The organism is Rhodanobacter sp. TND4EL1 (assembly GCF_054061035.1).
This window is the reverse complement of sequence record NZ_JBSSDT010000005.1, coordinates 28209-46484: the sequence shown is the minus strand read 5'-3', so window position 1 is coordinate 46484 and position 18276 is coordinate 28209. Positions and strand designations below refer to the sequence as shown.

Here is an 18276-nt window from a genome sequence, read left to right as displayed (position 1 = left end):
TGAACGTGACACGCCGGCAGGTGCGACCGCCGCGCCCGGCCGCCTTCTGCGCCTACTTCGGTGCGGCCGTGACCCAGGTGCGGATCATGGCGGCGAGCTTGTCGATGTCGATCGGTTTGGACAGGTAGTCGTTGGCCCCCATTTGCAGGCAGACCTCGCGATCGCCGGCCATGGCCTTGGCGGTGACCGCGATGATCGGCAACGTGGCGAACCCGGCTTGCTCCCGGATGGCCCGGATGGTCGCGTAACCATCCATCCCCGGCATCATGATGTCCATCAGCACCAGGTCCGGACGCGCCTCGGTTTCCAGCGCCTTCAACGCCTTGTAGCCGTCCTGCGCCATGCTGACCTGCAGGCCCCAGCCGCGCAGCACCTTGGACAGCGCAAACAGGTTGCGCATGTCGTCGTCCACCAGCAGTACGCGATGACCGGCCAGTGAGGCCGCGGCAGCCTTGCCAGCCATGGGCGTGGCGACCTTGGCGGGAATGTCCTGCAGGAAGGCGCTGACTTCCTGCAGCAGGCGTTCCCCGGAACGTGCGCCCTTGAGCACGATGGCATCCGCGTAGCGGCGCAGCTTGAGCTGCTCCCCGGCGTCGAGTTCGCGCCCCGAGTACACCACCACGGGTGGCATCACCTCCGGCGACACCGAGAGGTGTTCCATCAATTCCAGGCCCGACATGCCCGGCAGTCCCAGATCCAGCACGATGCAGTCGTAAACGGTGTCGGTGATCCGGGACAGCGCCTGCTCGCCGGACTCGGCCTCATCGACCTCGACGTGATGGGCGCGCAACGCGAGCCGGATGGCCTTGCGTGACGCGGCGTCATCTTCCACCACCAGCAGTCGACGCTGCTTGCCCTCACCAAAGCGAAGCAGCCGGTCCAGTGCTTCGCCAATCGATTCGCGACTCACCGGTTTGGTCAGGAAGCCGATGGCGCCCCGTTCCATCCCGCGCCGGCCGTCTTCACTGACTGACACGAAGTGGACCGGAATGGCGCGCGTCGCCTCATCCACTTTCAAGTGGTCCAGTACCGTCCAGCCGTCCATCACCGGCAAAGAAACATCCAGCAGGATGCCCGACGGATGATATTGCCGGGCCAGCTGCAAGCCCGACTCGCCATCCAGTGCGGCCAGCGCACGATGCCCTTTGCGATGGATGATGTCGATCAGGATGCGCACGAAGGCCGGGTCGTCCTCGATCACCAGAATGCTGGTCTGCCCTGGCTGCAGTGACAGCCGGTCATCCTCGATCGACACGGGCAGCAGCGACGGTGAAGCGAATCGGCGATTCCGCTCGACCACGCTTTCGGCCTCGTCCGCTTCGGCCGGATCGATGACCGCCGCCGGTGGCGTTTCCGGCAGCAGCAGGGTGAACTGGCTGCCATGCCCGAGGTCGCTCTGCAGCACGATGTCACCACCGAGCAATTGCGCCATCCGACGTGATATCGCCAGCCCCAGCCCGGTACCGCCAAACTGGCGGCTGGTGCTTGCGTCGACCTGCTCGAACGCATTGAAGACGCGCTCCCGCTTGTCCGGAGGAATGCCGATGCCGGTATCGCTCACCGAGATCGCCAGCAATGGCTGACCGGCCAGTTCCGCGGGTATCGCCAGGCCGGCTTGCGGACCCCCAATGCGCAGGCTCACCGAACCGCTGGCCGTGAACTTGAACGCGTTGCTGAGCAGGTTGTTGGCAATCTGTTCCACCTTGCCGCCGTCGGTAAGCAGCGAGGGCGGGATTCCCGCGCCGATGGATACATCGAAGCTCAGCCGCTTGCTGCTGGCCACATGCGAAAAAACTCGCTGCAGTCGCTTGCCCAGTTCGTCGATGGAAAGCTCCTCGACCATCAATTCCATCTTGCCGGCTTCGACCTTCGACAGATCCAGGATGTCGTTGATCAAGTGCAGCAGGCTGTTGCCGGCGTCATGGATGATCTGTGCCGATTCGATCTGCTCCTCATCAAGATTGCCGGTTTCGTTGTCGGCAAGGCTGCGCGACAGAATCAGCAGGCTGTTCAGCGGGGTGCGCAACTCATGCGACATGTTGGCCAGAAATTCCGACTTGTACTGGCTGGCCCGGGCCAGCTCCGCCGCCTTTTCCTCGGTTTCCCGCTGCAGGTCTTCCAGCACGTATTTCTGCCGGTTCAAGCTGTCGGTCATGTCGCGCAGTTCTTCGTTGGAGGAGCGCAGTTCTTCGGCCTGCACGCGCTGCTCTTCCCGGGATGCCATCAGGCGCTGTGACTGCTCTTCCAGCTCGCTGGTCTTTGCCTGCAGCGTCGCGTTGCTCTCATGCAACACCTCCTTCTGCTGGCGCATCACCAGTTCGGACAGACGCAGCTCGTCGGCCTGTTCCCGCGTCTGGATCAGCAGGTCCTGGGTGTGCACGGCCTGATTCAGATTTTCCAGCGCCAGCGCCACGATAGGCAGCACTTCATCCAGCAAGTCCCGCTGCAACGTGATCAGCGGCGAGAAACTGGCCAGCTCCAGCACGCCGATCAGCGTTTCGCGGTAAATCACCGGGAACAGCGCCAGATGCCGCGGCAAGGCCTCGCCACTGCCCGAATCAATGTGCAGGTAGTCGGCCGGCACCTCATCCAGAATGATCGGCTTGCGCTCGACCGCGCATTGGCCTACCAGTCCTTCGCCGGGCAGGTAGTGATCGGCCGAGCGATTGCTCAGGCGCAAGCCGTAGCTGCCCAGCAAGTCGAAACGATGCCTGGCATCGTCAAAGGAGTAAAACAGGGCGATGCCGGCACGACACAGTGGCGCCAATTCACTGGTCAACCATTGGGCAAACTCCTTGTGCGTGGTGGCCTGCAACAACACCTGCGAGATGTCCGACACCTTGGCGCGAACCCAGGTGCGCCCATCCGTATCCAGCGACATCTGCTTGAACACCTGCAACGCACGGGCCATCTCACCGACCTCGTCGCGTCGATCCAGTCGGCGGATCACGAAGTCGTGATCGTGCCGGGACAGCTGGGTCATCTGATCGGTCAGCCGGCGCAGCGGTCGAATCACCAGCTGGGAGGTCAGCCGCACCACCAGGATGCCGAACAGGATGACCAGCACGATGCTCAGCGCATTGACCGCCTTGGTGGTACTCAGGCCCAGATCAAGCTGGTGATTGCGCTCCGCCAGCAGGCTGTTCTCCTCCGCCGCCATCTGATCCAGAACCGCGGACAGATCCTCGATGCGCACCGTGCGACTTGCCACGTAGCGGGCCTGGATGCGCTGCTGTTCCTGGCGGGCGGCGGGATCGGACAGGTCCAGCTTCTTCAGCGGAGTGATGCCCATGTCGACCAGTTCGCGCTGCCAACGGTTGGCCATCGCGCTCACCGTATCCAGACGGCTCTGCTGCAGCGGGTTGTCCACCGTCAATTGGCGCAGCTGGACGATGCGCTGGCCGACGTCGGCCATGGATTTCTCGAACTGATGCAGCTCGCTGGACGCTCCGGTGAGCATGAAGCCGCGCGCCGCCACCTGGCTGGTCTGGGCTGCCCGCTGCACTGTGTCGATCTGCAACAGCGCCCGATACGTGTGGGCGGCCCAGTGCCGGTTGCTTTCCTGCTTTTGCAGCGAGCTCAGGGTGGCCACATTGGCGATCAGGAACAGCCCCAGCAGCAAGCCGATGGCCAGCATCATTTTGCGTTGCAGGGGCTGGTTGGCCAGCCATGAGTTCTTTGTGCGAGGCGCGAGGGACTGTGGGTCGTTGTTGGCCATGGCGCTGTCCGATACCGGCGAAGTGGGAGCGCCGGATGGCGATCACGGTCACAGCGTAGCCGGTGCGCCGATCAAACCCCAGTCGCCTGCCAGCGCAAATTCAGCCGCGGGCAAGCCGTGGCGCCCTCGCCGGCCGATCGACTGGTACCGAATCCAGCCGCCTCCGGCGAGCACGCGTCAGTGGCGTGCCCGGGCGGGAATGATCGTGCCTCGTCGCAGCGCGATGAGTAGCAGGCCCACGGTGCAAAGCGAACACAGCACGATCGCCACCACGGAGGCCTCGGCACCAAATACGCCGCCGCTCAGCCAGTCCGGCCCGGTGCGGGCGGAGACCAGCCAGCCGTCGGCATCGGTGCCGGAAACCGGAATGCCGTAAATCGTGCCCTGGGTGAAATTCCACGTCGCGTGCAGGCCCATGCACAGCGCCAGCGAGCGGGTCACGTGGTACAGCATGCCGAACAGCAGGCCGGCCTCGATCGCGATCGCGATCGAGCTCCACAGCGTCGCGCCCGGGTTGCCCAGGTGCACCGCGCCGAAAAACAGCGCCGAAATGACCAGTGCCCACCAGGTTCCCAGGCCTTCCTCGACGATGCGGAACAGCACGCCGCGGAACATGATCTCCTCGCCGATGCCGGCACCCAGGCCCACCACCAGCAAGGCCGGCAGCCACGCTGCATTCGGGTTGGTACCGGTCACGTGGTAGCTGCCGAACAGGTACAAGGCGCCAACGATGATGCTGAAAAGCAACACGCCGGCCACCACGCCAAGCAGACCCTGCGGAATCAGCGTGGCCGGTGCCAGTTCGCTGATCCGGCGACGCTCGATCCATTTCACCAGGACCAGGTAGGCAAATAGTGGAATCAGGGCGCGGGCCACGAACTGTGCGAACGCTCGTGGCAGCGGTGGTGAAGCCTTGCCCAAGCCAAGCAGGTGCAGCCCGGCGCCGATCACAAAACTCAGCGCGATGAACAGCGCAACGAAGATCACGATGCGGGCCATCGGGGAATAGACCAGGCGGCGTTTCCACACCGGTGCGTCAACAGGCGTGACGAAGGCGATCGATGACTGCGGCATGCTTTGGCTTCCCCCGGTTTGAATCACCGAAGGTTAGCGGCCCGCGGGCAAACTGCCCAGTGACCACTGTCATGTCCCGCAGGAAGCCTCAGACGTCGACTGCCGCCGCGTGCTCGCGCGTATTGGCAAAGCGCACCTGCGGCCAACGCTCCTGCGCCAGTTGCAGGTTGACCCGGGTCGGCGCGATGTAGACCAGCTCGCCGGCGCCGTCGATGGCCAGGTTCATCGCGTTCTTCTCGCGGAACTCCTCCATCTTCTTCTCGTCGTCGCAATGCACCCAGCGCGCGGTGCTCACGGTCACCGGCTCGAAGCTGGCGTCGACGTTGTATTCGTCCTTCAGCCGGTAGGCGACCACCTCGAACTGCAGCACGCCGACCGCGCCCAGGATCAGATCGTTCGACATCAGCGGGCGGAAGAACTGCGTGGCGCCTTCCTCGGACAGCTGGGCCAGCCCTTTCTGCAGCGCCTTCATCTTCAGCGGGTCGCGCAGGCGCGCGCGGCGGAACAGTTCCGGCGCGAAGTTCGGGATGCCAGTGAACGACACCTGCTCGCCCTCGGTGAAGGTGTCGCCGATGGTGATGGTGCCGTGGTTGTGCAGGCCGATCACGTCACCCGGGTAGGCGGTCTCGACGATCTCGCGGTCGCTGGCCATGAAGGTCAGCGCGTTGGCGATGCGCACTTCCTTACCGGTGCGCGTCTGCATCATCTTCATGCCGGCGTTGTAGGTGCCCGAGCACACGCGCATGAAGGCCACGCGGTCGCGGTGCGCCGGATCCATGTTGGCCTGGATCTTGAACACGAAGCCGGACAGCTTTTCTTCCTCCGGCTGGATTTCGCGCGTGGTGGTGTCGCGCGGTTGCGGCGCCGGCGCGTTCTCGACGAAGAAGTCCAGCAGCAACTGCACGCCGAAACTGTTCACGGCCGAGCCGAAGAACACCGGCGTCTGCTTGCCGGCCAGGTACTCGTCGATGTCGAACGACGGTGCCGCGCCCTGCACCAGCTCCAGTTCCTCGCGCAGTTCGCGCATGGCCTCGTCGCCGATCTTTTCCAGCAGGCCGGGTGCGTCCAGGCCCTTGAAGATGGTCGAGTCCTGGCGGGTGAAATTCTTGCCCGCCTCGAAGATGTGCACCTCGTCCAGCGCCAGGTGATACACACCCTTCAACCGCTTGCCCATGCCGATCGGCCAGGTCAGCGGGGCGCAGGCGATGCCCAGCACCGACTCCACTTCGTCCAGCAACTCGATCGGCGAACGCCCCTCGCGGTCGAGTTTGTTGATGAAGGTCATGATCGGTGTATCGCGCAGGCGGCAGACCTCCATCAGCTTGATCGTGCGTTCCTCCACGCCCTTGGCGCAGTCGATCACCATCAGCGCCGAATCCACTGCGGTCAGCACCCGGTAGGTATCCTCGGAGAAATCCGCATGTCCGGGCGTGTCGAGCAGGTTGACGATCTTGCCCTCGTACGGAAACTGCATCACCGACGACGTCACCGAAATCCCGCGCTCCTTCTCCAGCGCCATCCAGTCCGAGGTGGCGCTGCGCGACGTCTTGCGACTCTTCACCGAGCCGGCCATCTGGATCGCACCGCCGAACAGCAGCAGCTTTTCGGTCAGCGTGGTCTTGCCCGCGTCAGGATGGCTGACGATGGCGAAGGTGCGGCGGCGGCGGGTTTCTTGGAGATGGGTGGGCATGGGTAGCTGGGTCGGCTGGAGCGCGAACCCGCAATTGTAGCTTGGATGGGACAGGGGCTTTGGTAACGCTGCCTCCGCCGTGTTCGAGATCGTGCAACACAGACGATCGACGGGCACGGCGGCCTGAGAGCGGCGTCGATCCCGCGGGTTCAGCCGGTCACCAGTGCCGCCGGGCTTGAAAGGGGCCAATCGCCAAGGTTTGCGCCTTTCGGCGGGCCACCGGGGCCGTTGGCTCGTTCATGCCAGCGCGGAGTTCGGGAGCCGGAAGCGCAAAGGGCTTTCGGCCCACACCATCAAGAACAGGAAGCAAGCCCGGATTTCATGGATGGCTTGAACCTTCGCCAGCCCCTGACTGGTTTAGGCTGCGGTTTCCGATGGGCACTGCCGGCAGGCACCGCTGCTCACCGACATCCGGGTCCTTCCTGCCGGGACGGGCCTGCGGCATGCGCTGTCAGGATGACGCTTTGAGCTCTTTGACGAGTTCGGCCTTGCGCGAGGCCATCTGGTCGCCAAGAGCGGCCAGTTGGTCCTTCGACAAAAGCTTTTTTGCGCGCGGAAACATCTCTTTTTCTTCCTCGTCGGCGTGATGCTGAACCAGCTCCTTCAGCACCTTGGCGCGGCCCGAAAACTTTTCGCTTGCGACCTCGGTGGCCAGCAGGTCTGGCAGAACCAGGTCGCCGGCGGCGCGGTGCTCTTCCAGAGCTTCGAAATACATTTTGGCGTCGTCACCGGTTTCCCCCTGGCGTTTGAAGGCCGGGTAGAAGATCTCTTCTTCGATGGTGGTGTGCGCTTTGAGTTCGATCCGTATGCGGTTCAGCAAGTCAGTTCGCTTCTTGACGCCACGGGGAGTGCTCTCGGCCAGCTCCGTGAGCAGCGCCTCGACGGTGTCGTGGTCCTTTTTCAGCAGCGTGATCGCGTCCATGGTGAACTCCTGGGTGGGCAGAGGTTTACCTTGCCTTCTTTTCGATGAAAATCACGTGGAAATCAGCGTGGTCCGGGCGGGAAAAATGTTCACAGCTGCAAACGCGCGCACTCACGCGCAAGATCGACCGCCAAGGACGAACAGCCGTTACCATGGACGAAATTCCCGAGTGTGGTTGCGAATCCATGACGGGGTGCCCGTCAGGGCTGTGATCGGATGGTTTCATGGGGCCTTTTGATGGACAGCAATGAGCGCTACCGGCTTTTGGTGGAAAGTGTCGAAGACATGGCGATTTACCTGGTTGATGCGCAAGGCCGCATCGCCACCTGGAACCGTGGTGCCGAGCGCCTGACGGGCTATTCGGACGAGGCGATAGGTATGCCGGCGTCCATGCTCTACGTGGCTGGAGATGCGACAACGGCATTGGCCGAGGCGAGGACCGCGTGTCGCGAGCACGGCGGCAGTCGTTTAATCGAAGCCCGGCTGGCGCGCAAGGACGGTTCGACGGTTCTGGTGTCCACAACCACCCGCGCTGTGCACGATGGCTCCGGCGCCTTCATCGGCTTCGGCGAAACGACGCGCGACCGTTCCAGACGAATGGCCGCAGACGAAGCGCAACGATCCACCGAGGAGCAGTTTCGTCGACTGGTTCACGGCGTGGTGGATTACGCGATCTACATGCTCGATCTCGAGGGGCATGTGCATTCGTGGAACGCCGGAGCCAGGCGAATCAAAGGCTATGAGCCCGAAGAAATCATCGGAAAGCACTTTTCCGTTTTCTACACTGCGGCCGATCAACTCGCCGGTGAGCCACAGCGCGGTCTCCGGAATGCGCGCGAGCAAGGCCGCTTCGAGAACCAGGCGTGGCGCGTGCGAAAAGATGGTTCGCTGTTCTGGGCGCATGTGGTCATCGACAGGATTGACGATGACGAAGGTCAGCCCATCGGCTTTGCCAAGGTGACGCGCGACGCCACCGAGAGCCGCGAGGCGGAAAGACTGCTCGACGAGATGCGCCGGGCCCTCCACCAATCGCAAAAGATGGAGGCGATCGGTCACCTCACCGGCGGCGTGGCCCATGACTTCAACAACCTGCTCCAGGTCATCAGCGGCAACCTTCAACTGCTCAATGAGGACGTTGCCGGGAATGATCGTGCGAAGCGCCGCATAGCCAACGCCATGTCGGGCGTTTCGCGCGGGTCGAAACTCTCCTCCCAGCTGCTGTCATTCGCACGGCGCCAGCCGCTGGCACCGAAGGTGATCAATCCGGGCCGGCTCATTCGCGGGATGGATGATTTGTTGCGGCATACCCTGGGCGAGGAAGTCGAGGTCGAGACCGTGATCGCCGGTGGACTCTGGAACACCTTGGTCGACCGGGCCAATGTGGAAAATGCCATCCTCAACCTTGCCATCAACGCGCGCGACGCGATGGACGGACGTGGTCGCTTGACGATCGAAGCAGGCAACGCCTGCCTCGATGACCACTATGTCCAACGGCATCACGATGTGAACGCCGGCCAGTACGTGCTCATCGCCGTGACCGACACCGGCCGGGGCATTCCGACCGAACTGCTCGACAAGGTGTTCGAACCGTTCTTCACCACGAAGTCCGAAGGCAGCGGCACCGGGTTGGGGTTGTCGATGGTCTACGGCTTTGTGCGGCAGTCTGGTGGGCACATCAAGATTTACAGCGAACCGGGGCAGGGCACCACGGTCAGGATTTATCTGCCTCGCAGCAAGGAAGCGGAAGAGCGTCTGCAGGAGCCCGCGGCCGAGCCGATGCGCGGAGGTACGGAAACCATCCTGGTCGTGGAAGATGACGAAGGCGTGCGGGATACCGCCGTTTCGTTGTTGCGCAAGCTGGGTTACTCCGTGCTGCAGGCCTCCGACGCGCAAAGCGCGCTGTCGGTCATTGAAAGCGGCATATCGCTGGATCTTCTGTTCACCGACGTGGTGATGCCAGGGCCGCTGCGCAGCCCGGAGCTGGCCATCAAGGCGCGTGAGCGGATCCCGCACCTGGCCGTGCTTTTCACCTCGGGCTATACCGCCAATGCCATCGTCCACGCCGGCCGGCTGGACGAGGGTCTGGAGCTCCTGTCCAAGCCGTATACGCATGAGGCAATGGCTCGCAAAGTGCGGGAGGTGCTCGACAGTTCGCGGGCGGCAGCCCCGCCTGAAAACCCCGGCTCCTCACACAAGGGCGATGCCCGCCCCACAGCCACGCCAAAGCCGCTTCGTATACTTCTCTGCGAGGATGACACCTTCATCCGCAACACGGTTCGCGACATTCTGGAGAGCAAGGGCCATCAGGTCATGGACGCCAGAACGGCGGAGGCAGCGATCAGCCTGCATGCAGCGGACCCTGCTGACCTGCTCCTGACGGATTTGAACCTTCCAGGCGCTTCGGGCGCCCGGTTGGCGCAGACACTTCGGATATCCCACCCCGGTCTGCCGGTACTTTTCATCACCGGCCGCGTTACGGACGACATTCAACCCGACGAGCGGACCCGTGTGCTGATCAAGCCATTCGGAACCGAAAATCTCACCGACGCAATTGCAAGTCTGATGAGCGTACAGGGCCGATAGTCGGGGGTCGGATCGATGCCGGCATGAAGGCTGCGGAATTAACGCCCGAGATGATTTCGCGCCGACCGAGTGGGAAGCGATTCCTGGCCATGCGCAGGATTGCCATCGCATGCGGAAGAAAAGCACGGAACCGCTCCGTTCGGGCTGCGGCGAATCCGTTTGCCGTCAACGCTCATACGGGTTGGATAACAGAGCAAGGGGGATGGCGGTGCCGTGAACCTCGGAGTCAGGCGGGACCAACCATGGCAGCATGATCACGCTGACGGATATACCGGCCGGCGGTCAATCGCTATCAGGCACTTTGGCCGGAATGAACGGCGAAACGGGGTCGCTTGCCGGAAACGTCTCATCCAGCGCTTCGTCCTGATCGTCACTCTCCCTTTCCTTGCGCTGCTGGCGGGTTGCCTCGCTCTCCGCTGTGTCGGGCGCTTTCCCGCCGTCCGGGTGGGGCGTGTCTTTGCGGTCTTGATTGGGCATGGGACTTGCTCCTGGCGGGATCGGTTCGGACGGGATGAGGCGGTTGGGCCGCCCGGACCAGTCGCTGCGGCGACCATTTCGTCGCCCCAGCGCGGGTTGGGTCAGTGCTGGAACAGGCCGGCGGTCACTGCGCGTTTTTCTTTCTTGTTGCCGCCGCTTTCCTGGCTGCCGCCGAGCGACCCGTTGCCCCCTTCGTATGGGCTGCCTTCTTGGCGGCCGCCGATCGCGAACCTGCCGTGCGCTTGGCGCTGGCCTTCTTCGCTTGTGCCGACAACGATCTGGATGACGCGGCGCCGTGACCTTCCTTCTTCAATGCGGACTTGGTGGCCTTGGAACGGGTACTGGACGGTTTGTGCGGATGCCGAGCAGCCTTCTCGTCCTGTGAAGCCTTCTTCTTCGTCGCGGCGCTGGCAGCTTTCTTGGTGGGTGCCTTCACTCCGTCACGGCGCGCCTTGGACAAGCCGATGGCGATCGCCTGCCTGGTCGAACGCGCTCCATGCTTGCCGTGCTTCACGTGCTCGATTTCCTCGTGCACGTATTCTCCGGCCTGGGTGCTGGCGGACTTGCCTTCGCGTTTGTCTTTCTTCGCTGCTTCACGGGTCTTCTTCTCGGGCATGACAGATCTCCTCCGGCAGTGAATCGATTGAACGCCGCAGAAGGTGGACGATGCGTCAAGTGGAAGCGCCAGGATGTTCACCCGCGAATTACGGGTGGCACGAGTAGCCTGCGGCTTTCCTCCGAAGGTCCGCGCCATGTCGAAGAAAACTTCAAGCAAGACAGCCGCCGTGGTTCAGCGCCAACGCAAGGTGCAGTCCGCCATCGACCAGGAGGAGCAGGCGAAGACGGCGTCGAGCCGTGGCAAGTCGAAACCGGCGAAGGCGGCCCCGACTTCGCCCGGGCGTAAGCCGGAAAATCCGTTGCCGGCACAACACCAGCGCAAACCGGGTATCGAGGGCGAACTCGACCCGCGGCCGCAATTTCTGGCCAACAGCTACCACGGCAGCGGCAAGCTCAAGGGCATGGTCGCCTTGATCACCGGCGGCGATTCCGGCATCGGCCGCGCCGTGGCCGTGTTGTTCGCACGCGAGGGCGCCGACGTGGCCATCGTCTATCTCAGCGAGGATTCCGATGCCGAGGAATCCCGCGATCACGTCGAGGGCGAGGGACAACGCTGCCTGCTGATCCGCGGTGACGTCCGCGATGCGGCGTTCTGTGCCAAGGCCGTCAGGCAGACCGTGAAAACTCTGGGCAAGCTGTCGGTCCTGGTCAACAACGCCGCCTTCCAGGAACACGCGGCGTCGCTGGAAGACATTACCGACGAGCACTTCGACCTTACTCTGCGCACCAACCTGTACGGCTACTTCCAGATGGCGCGTGCGGCCTTGCCTCACCTGCGGCAGGGCGATTCGATCATCAACACCGGTTCGGAAACCGGCTTGTTCGGCAACGACAAGCTGCTTGATTATTCGATGACAAAGGGTGGCATCCACGCCTTCACCAAGGCATTGGCAGCCAACCTCGTCTCGCGCGGCATCCGCGTCAACGCGGTCGCTCCCGGTCCGGTATGGACGCCACTCAATCCCGCCGACCAATCCGCCGAACAGATACAAACCTTCGGTCAATCCAGCGGCATGGGCCGACCGGCCCAACCCGAGGAGATCTCGCCTGCCTACGTGTTCCTGGCCGCGCCCAGTTGCGCCAGCTACATCACTGGCGTGGTGCTGCCGGTAATGGGTGGACCCACACCGTAGACCCGGACGGAATGCTGCTTGCGCGCCTCCGCGTCTGGCCGCTTCGCTCGACCGGGGAAGTCTCACGCCGGCCGGCGCGCAGGGTTCACCTTTCCTGCGCGCCGGGAGCGGCACAGTCCTCCCAACCAGCTCCGGAAGCCAGTGATGCCTGAAGGCCCTTCCATCGTCATCCTGCGCGAACAAGCCGCGGCATTCGCCGGGCGAACCATCCGCAAGGCCGAGGGCAACGCGAAGATCGACATGGACAGGCTTCCGGGGCACTGCGTCCGTGCGGTGCGCAGCTTCGGCAAGCAGTTCCTCATGCAGCTGTCAGGCGAACTCACCGTCCGGGTCCACCTGCTGATGTTCGGCAGCTATCGGATGAACGAGCGCAGGGACATGGCGCCACGTCTGCGGCTGGTTTTCGACGAAGGCGAAATCAATTTCTACAACGGCTCGGTGCGCTTGCTCGAGGGCGATCTGGACACGCTCTTCGACTGGCGCGGCGACGTGATGTCGGAGCAGTGGGATCCGGCTTTGGCGCGGGCCAGGCTTCGCAAGATGCCGCAAACCCTGGTTTGCGACGCATTGCTGGACCAGGACGTGTTTGCGGGCGTCGGCAACATCAGAACGAGGTGCTGTTCCGTACGCGCATCCACCCGGAGTCATTCGTGGGTGCGCTTTCTCCCTACAAGCTGCGGCAGCTGGTGGAGCAGTCCCGCATTTACGCGTTCGAGTTCCTGGCCTGGAAGAAGGCATACGTTCTGGCGAAGCACTGGCTGGTGCACAACCGCGGTCGCTGCCCGCGCGATGGCAGCCCGCTGAAGCGGGCGTATCTGGGCAAGACCAATCGGCGCAGCTTTTTCTGCTTGCGTTGTCAAAAGCTTTATCGCGATATCAAACGCTGAGAGTTGGGATACGCGTTCACTATCTGCTGGTGGCCCGTCGCGGGCGAAGCAGCAGGCGGGCTGAAGGCCGGCGGCGTGACGGATGCCCGGTGGTGACTCGGTGCGAGGTTGCCCGTGCTGATCAGCAGCATGAAGGAGTTCACTGTCGCGATGGCCGCCGAGGCCATGCGGCGATGCCGGACCGCGACCGATGCAATCAACAGTGCCAGGAGCAGGTCGCCGGCACCGGCGTCATCCTTGCCGGGAGAGCGGTCGGCGAAATCAGCCATGCGCCTTCCTCGCAGTTCCGTGTTCAGCTGGAAACAGATGGCAAAAGTGCAGACGGGATCCGGGTTTGTCGGCAGCTTGAAGGTCGATGCGTTCACCCGGCACCGGCGAGCAACCACCCGCCCCATGCAACCAGCGTGACGCCGGCAACCACATCCAGATGCCAGCGAGCGGGCATCAGTTTTTCGGCAAGTACGAACCCGCTCAGGATCGCCATCCATGCCAGATTCATGACGCCGACCACGAACATCAGCACCATCAGCGCCCAGCAACAACCGACGCACCAGCTTCCCTGGTGGAAGCCGAGTTTCAGCGCGCCGTTCGCACCGTCGCGCCAGTTGTCCATCAGTTGCAGCAAGGGGCTGCGGCAGCGCGTGACGCATGCCCGCTTGAGAGGTGCCAATTGATAGAGGCCGGCGGCGATCAGGACGGTGGCACTCAGCCAGGTGCTGGCGATCGCGCCTGCGGGGAGAGCAGCGCCATCGTGGCGAGCGCCCACTGCGCGGACGCTCCCAGTACCGCATAGCCGAACCACACGGCCAGTAGCCCGCGCAAAAGCTGGCGGCTGCGAGTGCGATGTCTTGCTTTGGCTGGCGGCGGGCGAGGACAAGATAGGCCGACAGGCCCGGGCTGGCCGCAGGCGCCATCATCGCCGTCATCATGGCTGCCCACATGGCAACCATGCTCCCGTAGCCTGAACTCGACGAAGGCAGCGGACGGGTCATCATGACCGCCGCGGCTTCCATGCCGGTCATGCCGGTACTCATGTGCACAAACACCAGCCACCCGATGGTGGCTACCACCCCGAGACCAGCCAGCGCCACGACGCGCTCACGGCCGAACCGTTGCGGCGCCACTGCCATTGGCTTCAATCCGCAGCGTACGCGAACGGGCTGATGAAGGCGTTGCGTCCCGAGAGTCTCCATTTCCAGTCGTAGTCGGGCAGGCTGAAATGCTTCGAGCGGGCCACCCTGGCCGGTTCACCCGGCGCGATGCACAGCGGATGTCCGGCAATGGTGATCGGCCCACCGCCTTGTCCTTCCATCGGCTCGACCTCGGCTTCGGCAATGCCGGGAATGGACAGGTTGCGCTTCTTGCCGTCGCTCCTGTAATGCATCGGCACGCTTCTGGCGCCCAGGATCTTGCCGATGAATGAAGCCAGCACGGCAGGATGGCCGCCAGCCTTCCCGGAGAAGATCGCGTGCAGTGCGGCCGTCTGCGCTTCATCGGCCAACGCGTCGAAATAGGCCGCTGCGGTCCACTTGGTCGCGACCATCGTGCCGGGCGCATGCACCGCCAGCGCCGCGTTCAGTCCGTCCAGAGAAACGTCTCCGTATTGTCCGCGCTCGATATGCCAGGCAACCAGCACAGTGCAGTCGCCTTCACTTGGCGGGCTGGTGAAGACGCAGGGGCATGCCGCCTCGCAGTTGCAGGTCTCGAAATAGCTGCCCTCAAGTTGCCATCGTGTCATGGCTTGCTTCCTCCGTACTGGCAAAGTCGCGTCGTCTCATGCTCGTCGCGCCGCGAATCTCCACGAAGCCTTGAAGTGGCCTTGCTGCCATCGCACGGAATCCCGGCGCGCGGTGCAACAAGCGCAGGCAGGCTTCATCCAATGATTCTCACGGCCATTTTCGACTTGTCCGCCGCTGTCGAGCCGTGATCCGCGGCTTCATTCGCCGCCCATTCGGACGGCGTTGGAGTAGTCTCGGCAGGCGCGATGTCCTGGGCAATGACTTGGAGTCCGCCCGAGATGCCCGGAACCCCGGCCCGCGGAGGCCGACGATGGCCAGCGACCTGCTTTCCGATGTACTGACACTGGTGCGCCTGACTGGCGCGCTGATTTTCCAGGTCGAAGTGAAGGGGCCTTGGGGAGTTGCGGCGCAGCCCACGGTGGCGAAATTCGCACCGCTGCTGCCATCAGGCACCAACCAGGTCATCGCCTTCCACATCGTGCTGGAGGGTCAGTGCTGGATTCGACTCGCTGCGTACGACTGGGCCATGGTGCCCGCCGGCCATGCGGTGGTCATTGCGCACCATGAACCCCACGAACTTTGCGATCAGCCCGGGCGTGCAACGGTACCTTTCGCGGCGATGTTGGGTGGCCGTCCCCTGCTCGAAGTCCGGCGAGCCCGTTTCGACAACGGGCCCGGCGAACCGACCAGGTTGTTGTGCGGATTCCTTGGCTGCGACCGTCGTGCGTTCAAGCCACTGTGTCTCTCGTTGCCGCCCATCTTCGATGTCGATCTGGGTTCGTGCATGGAGTCGCTGGTCCCCTATGCCGTCGCCAATGCTCTCGACGACGACCCGGGGGCTGCGGGCCTGCGGGGACGGCTCGCCGAACTCCTGTTCATCGCGGCCTTGCGGTTGCACATGCAGTCGTTGCCGGCGACGGCCACCGGCTGGCTGGCCGGCTTGCGCGATCCGCTGGTCGGGCGTGCCCTGCAAGCCATGCACGAGATGCCTTGCCGCCATTGGTCGGTGGAAAAACTCGTCAGCGTCACCGCCAGCTCGCGTTCCGTCCTTGCCGAACGCTTCCGCGAGGTCATCGGGGAACCACCGATGCACTATCTGACGGGGTTGCGCATGCAGCTGGCGGCACACCGCCTCAGTGAAAGCCGCAAGAGCATGGCCAGTGTGGCGGACGAAATTGGCTACGAATCCAGTGCTGCGTTTCAGCGCGCTTTCAGACGCCGTTTCGGTACGCCGCCGGCCACGTGGCGGCGGGACCAGGCGAAAGAGGTTGAAAGCGGATCGGCGCCACGACGACACGAGCGGCAGGTTCGTGATCGGTAGAGCACGGACGGCATGATTCCTTGCTCAAACGTCGTGCTCGATCCGTTCCACACACGCCACGCGCTGACAGGCCGATCTGTGGGCCTGTCGGTCAGGGCAAGCTCATCCGCAGGGGCATTGCGAAAGCCGTTGTTCGGCACGGGCCGCGATGGTTCGAAGGTCGACGCTACCCCGCAGATCGGTCACTTCGCCAACTGCACCAGCACCCGATGCCAGAACTCCAGCCCGGCCTCCACTTCGGAAGCCGGCAGCTTTTCGTTGAGCCCGTGCGCAAACGTGTCGTCGGGTTTGGTGAAGGCAGCATCGATGCCGTAGCTGGGCACGCCGGCGTTGCGGAAGTACATGCTGTCGGAGGCGCCGGCGGACATGCCGGGGACGATTTCCACGCCGGGGTAGCGCGCATGGACGGCGTCGGTGACAGCGGCGATCACGTCCGCTCGCAGTGGCGAGGCGGGGCTTTCAACCGGGGGTGGCGGCAGCACGGTGACGGTGGCGGATTTGTCGTCGATCACCTTGACCAGGGTGTCGCGCACGCTGTCGACCGTGGTGCCGGGGAAGATGCGGCAGTTGATGTTGACGCTGGCGCTTTGCGGCAGCGCGTTGAGCGCATGGCCGCCGTTGAGCATGGTGGCCACGCAAGTGGTGCGGATCTGGCCGACATAGGCAGGTTCGGCGGAGATCGTGGCCGCAGCGGCGGCATCGTCGGGGTGGGCGGCGAACCGGGTCATCGCGGCGCCCAGCGGACCGGGCGTGTGGACGCCGAGTGCGCGCAGCGAGGCGAGGGTGATGTCGTTGCTCTGCGGCGGAAACGCGTAGGCGGCGACACGATCGACAGTGCGCGAAAGCCGGTAGATCGCGTTGTCCTTGTTGGGCTCACTGGAGTGACCACCCGCCGAACTCAGCGCGATCTGGAAATCCGCGTAGGTCTTTTCGGCCGCCTGGATCTGGTACAGCACCGGCTTCCCGGTATCGGGATCGAGGGTGCCGCCGCCGGCGTCGGCGTTGAGCAGGAATTCGGCGTCGTGATAGCGCCTGGCCAGTTCGCGGGTGGAGGCCATCGCGGTCTCTTCATCACCGGACAGCAGCAGGATCAAGTCGCGGCTGGGTTTGAAACCTTCGCGCTTGAGTCGGATCAGGGTTTCGACCAGCACCACCACGCCGGTTTTCATGTCCGCCGTGCCGCGACCGTAGAGATAGCCGTTTTCCTCGATCAGGGTGAACGGGTCGCGGGTCCAGTCCTGGCGCTTTGCGGCCACCACGTCCATGTGGCCGGACAGCAGGATCGGTTTGCCTTTGCCGGTGCCGCGATAGCGCGCGACCAGGGCGGCGGTTTCGCCGACCGGAATGATCTCCACATCGCTGGCGGCAAAGCCGCCGGCCTTCAGCTGGTCGGCCAGATAGGCGGCCAGCACCGGCACCTGATGTTGGCCTTCGACGGTAGGGATGCTGATCGCGTGTTTCAGCATGGCCATGGTTTCAGGCAGTGCGGCGGCGCTGCCGTCGGACCGCGTGCCGGCGTGGGTCAGGCTGATGCCGACGCAGAAGAACAGGGCGGCCGCCATGGCGGAGCCGACGGTTCGTGCTGATTTCATTCGGGATCCCCGCTGCGTGTCGTGTGTGATGACCGAGTATGCGCGGCGGCTTGCCTGCCTGCCTGTGCCGACTATGCCCGTGCAGAACCCTGGCCACCAATGCCCGTTCGTGCTGAGCCTAGTTTGCGTCAGCAAGCGGAGTCGAAGCACCAGGGGGATACCCTTCGACTTCGGCGCTGCGCGCCTACGCTCAGGGTGAGCGGTGAACGGTGAACGGTGAGTGGTGAACACGAAGGCGTGAACACGAAGGCGTGAACGGTGAGTGGGGGATCGGTAGCCCGGGTTCGACCCTGGTCGGGTATGCCGATGGCTTGCTGAGCGAGCGTGCTAATCTTGCCGCCGCGCCGCCGGTGATGCCGGCAGCGCGATACCCCTTGGGGAGTAGCCTGCCTCGTTGCGACGAGGCGTCTTCGTCAACATGCTCGGCAAGCCTGCCGTGGCGGAGACACCGATCCCGGTTGGCGAGACCAGCGGCTGACGACGCCACGGCGGTGGGGCGCGTCGTTGCGCCGTTGTGCCCAG

The 18276-nt window shown here is 63.9% G+C and carries 13 protein-coding genes and 1 pseudogene; 4 read left to right on the top strand and 10 right to left on the bottom strand.

Annotation, left to right across the window (positions count from 1 at the left end; all coding sequences use genetic code 11):
• Nucleotides 1-52 precede the first annotated feature (52 nt).
• The 4 genes from ACVWWQ_RS15545 to ACVWWQ_RS15530 all read right to left on the bottom strand — a co-directional run bounded on the left by ACVWWQ_RS15545 (nucleotide 53) and on the right by ACVWWQ_RS15530 (nucleotide 7404).
• Nucleotides 53-3718, bottom strand: coding sequence for a response regulator (locus ACVWWQ_RS15545; RefSeq protein WP_133951388.1), 3666 nt, complete (start codon nucleotides 3716-3718; stop codon nucleotides 53-55).
• 177 nt (nucleotides 3719-3895) lie between these two features.
• The gene (locus tag ACVWWQ_RS15540; RefSeq protein ID WP_133951386.1) at nucleotides 3896-4792 is read right to left on the bottom strand and encodes a type II CAAX endopeptidase family protein; all 897 of its coding nucleotides are present in this window, start codon (nucleotides 4790-4792) and stop codon (nucleotides 3896-3898) included.
• Between the two features lie 88 nt (nucleotides 4793-4880).
• Nucleotides 4881-6482 (bottom strand): peptide chain release factor 3, encoded by a 1602-nt coding sequence (locus tag ACVWWQ_RS15535; RefSeq protein WP_133951384.1) that lies wholly within the window; start codon nucleotides 6480-6482, stop codon nucleotides 4881-4883.
• A 451-nt stretch (nucleotides 6483-6933) separates the two neighbouring features.
• Nucleotides 6934-7404: a hemerythrin domain-containing protein gene (locus ACVWWQ_RS15530; RefSeq protein ID WP_133951382.1), complete on the bottom strand. Its 471-nt coding sequence runs from the start codon at nucleotides 7402-7404 to the stop codon at nucleotides 6934-6936.
• 237 nt (nucleotides 7405-7641) lie between these two features.
• On the opposite strand from ACVWWQ_RS15530, the gene ACVWWQ_RS15525 reads away from it, so the two are divergent.
• A complete protein-coding gene (locus tag ACVWWQ_RS15525; protein WP_208321633.1) occupies nucleotides 7642-9987 on the top strand; it encodes a PAS domain S-box protein in 2346 nt (781 codons plus the stop codon).
• Between the two features lie 282 nt (nucleotides 9988-10269).
• On the opposite strand, the gene ACVWWQ_RS15520 is transcribed toward ACVWWQ_RS15525, so the two are convergent.
• Entirely contained in the window at nucleotides 10270-10464 is a 195-nt protein-coding gene (locus ACVWWQ_RS15520) for a hypothetical protein (protein WP_133951378.1), read from the bottom strand.
• A gap of 124 nt (nucleotides 10465-10588) precedes the next feature.
• Nucleotides 10589-11080, bottom strand: a complete 492-nt coding sequence (locus ACVWWQ_RS15515; protein ID WP_133951376.1) for a DUF6496 domain-containing protein — start codon at nucleotides 11078-11080, stop codon at nucleotides 10589-10591.
• A gap of 73 nt (nucleotides 11081-11153) precedes the next feature.
• Here ACVWWQ_RS15515 and ACVWWQ_RS15510 point away from each other — a divergent pair, with 73 nt between their 5' ends.
• A complete protein-coding gene (locus ACVWWQ_RS15510; RefSeq protein WP_208321632.1) occupies nucleotides 11154-12215 on the top strand; it encodes an SDR family oxidoreductase in 1062 nt (353 codons plus the stop codon).
• Nucleotides 12216-12359: 144 nt separating this feature from the next.
• Nucleotides 12360-13102: pseudogene (locus ACVWWQ_RS15505) on the top strand (DNA-formamidopyrimidine glycosylase family protein).
• Here the strand turns inward: ACVWWQ_RS15505 and ACVWWQ_RS15500 are convergent.
• The 3 genes from ACVWWQ_RS15500 to ACVWWQ_RS15490 form a co-directional block, all read right to left on the bottom strand.
• A complete protein-coding gene (locus ACVWWQ_RS15500; protein WP_133951372.1) occupies nucleotides 13081-13371 on the bottom strand; it encodes a hypothetical protein in 291 nt (96 codons plus the stop codon). The pseudogene ACVWWQ_RS15505 and the gene ACVWWQ_RS15500 sit on opposite strands and share 22 nt — an antisense overlap.
• A gap of 92 nt (nucleotides 13372-13463) precedes the next feature.
• Entirely contained in the window at nucleotides 13464-13868 is a 405-nt protein-coding gene (locus ACVWWQ_RS15495; RefSeq protein ID WP_166669772.1) for a DUF2182 domain-containing protein, read from the bottom strand.
• Between the two features lie 369 nt (nucleotides 13869-14237).
• Nucleotides 14238-14840 carry a DUF1326 domain-containing protein gene (locus ACVWWQ_RS15490; RefSeq protein ID WP_133951368.1) on the bottom strand — a complete coding sequence of 201 codons (603 nt, stop codon included), beginning with the start codon at nucleotides 14838-14840 and terminating at the stop codon, nucleotides 14238-14240.
• Between the two features lie 311 nt (nucleotides 14841-15151).
• Between ACVWWQ_RS15490 and ACVWWQ_RS15485 the strand changes: the two genes are divergently transcribed.
• Nucleotides 15152-16162 carry an AraC family transcriptional regulator gene (locus ACVWWQ_RS15485; protein WP_133951366.1) on the top strand — a complete coding sequence of 337 codons (1011 nt, stop codon included), beginning with the start codon at nucleotides 15152-15154 and terminating at the stop codon, nucleotides 16160-16162.
• Nucleotides 16163-16344: 182 nt separating this feature from the next.
• On the opposite strand, the gene ACVWWQ_RS15480 is transcribed toward ACVWWQ_RS15485, so the two are convergent.
• Nucleotides 16345-17754: a M20/M25/M40 family metallo-hydrolase gene (locus ACVWWQ_RS15480; RefSeq protein WP_133951364.1), complete on the bottom strand. Its 1410-nt coding sequence runs from the start codon at nucleotides 17752-17754 to the stop codon at nucleotides 16345-16347.
• Between the last annotated feature and the right edge of the window lie 522 nt (nucleotides 17755-18276).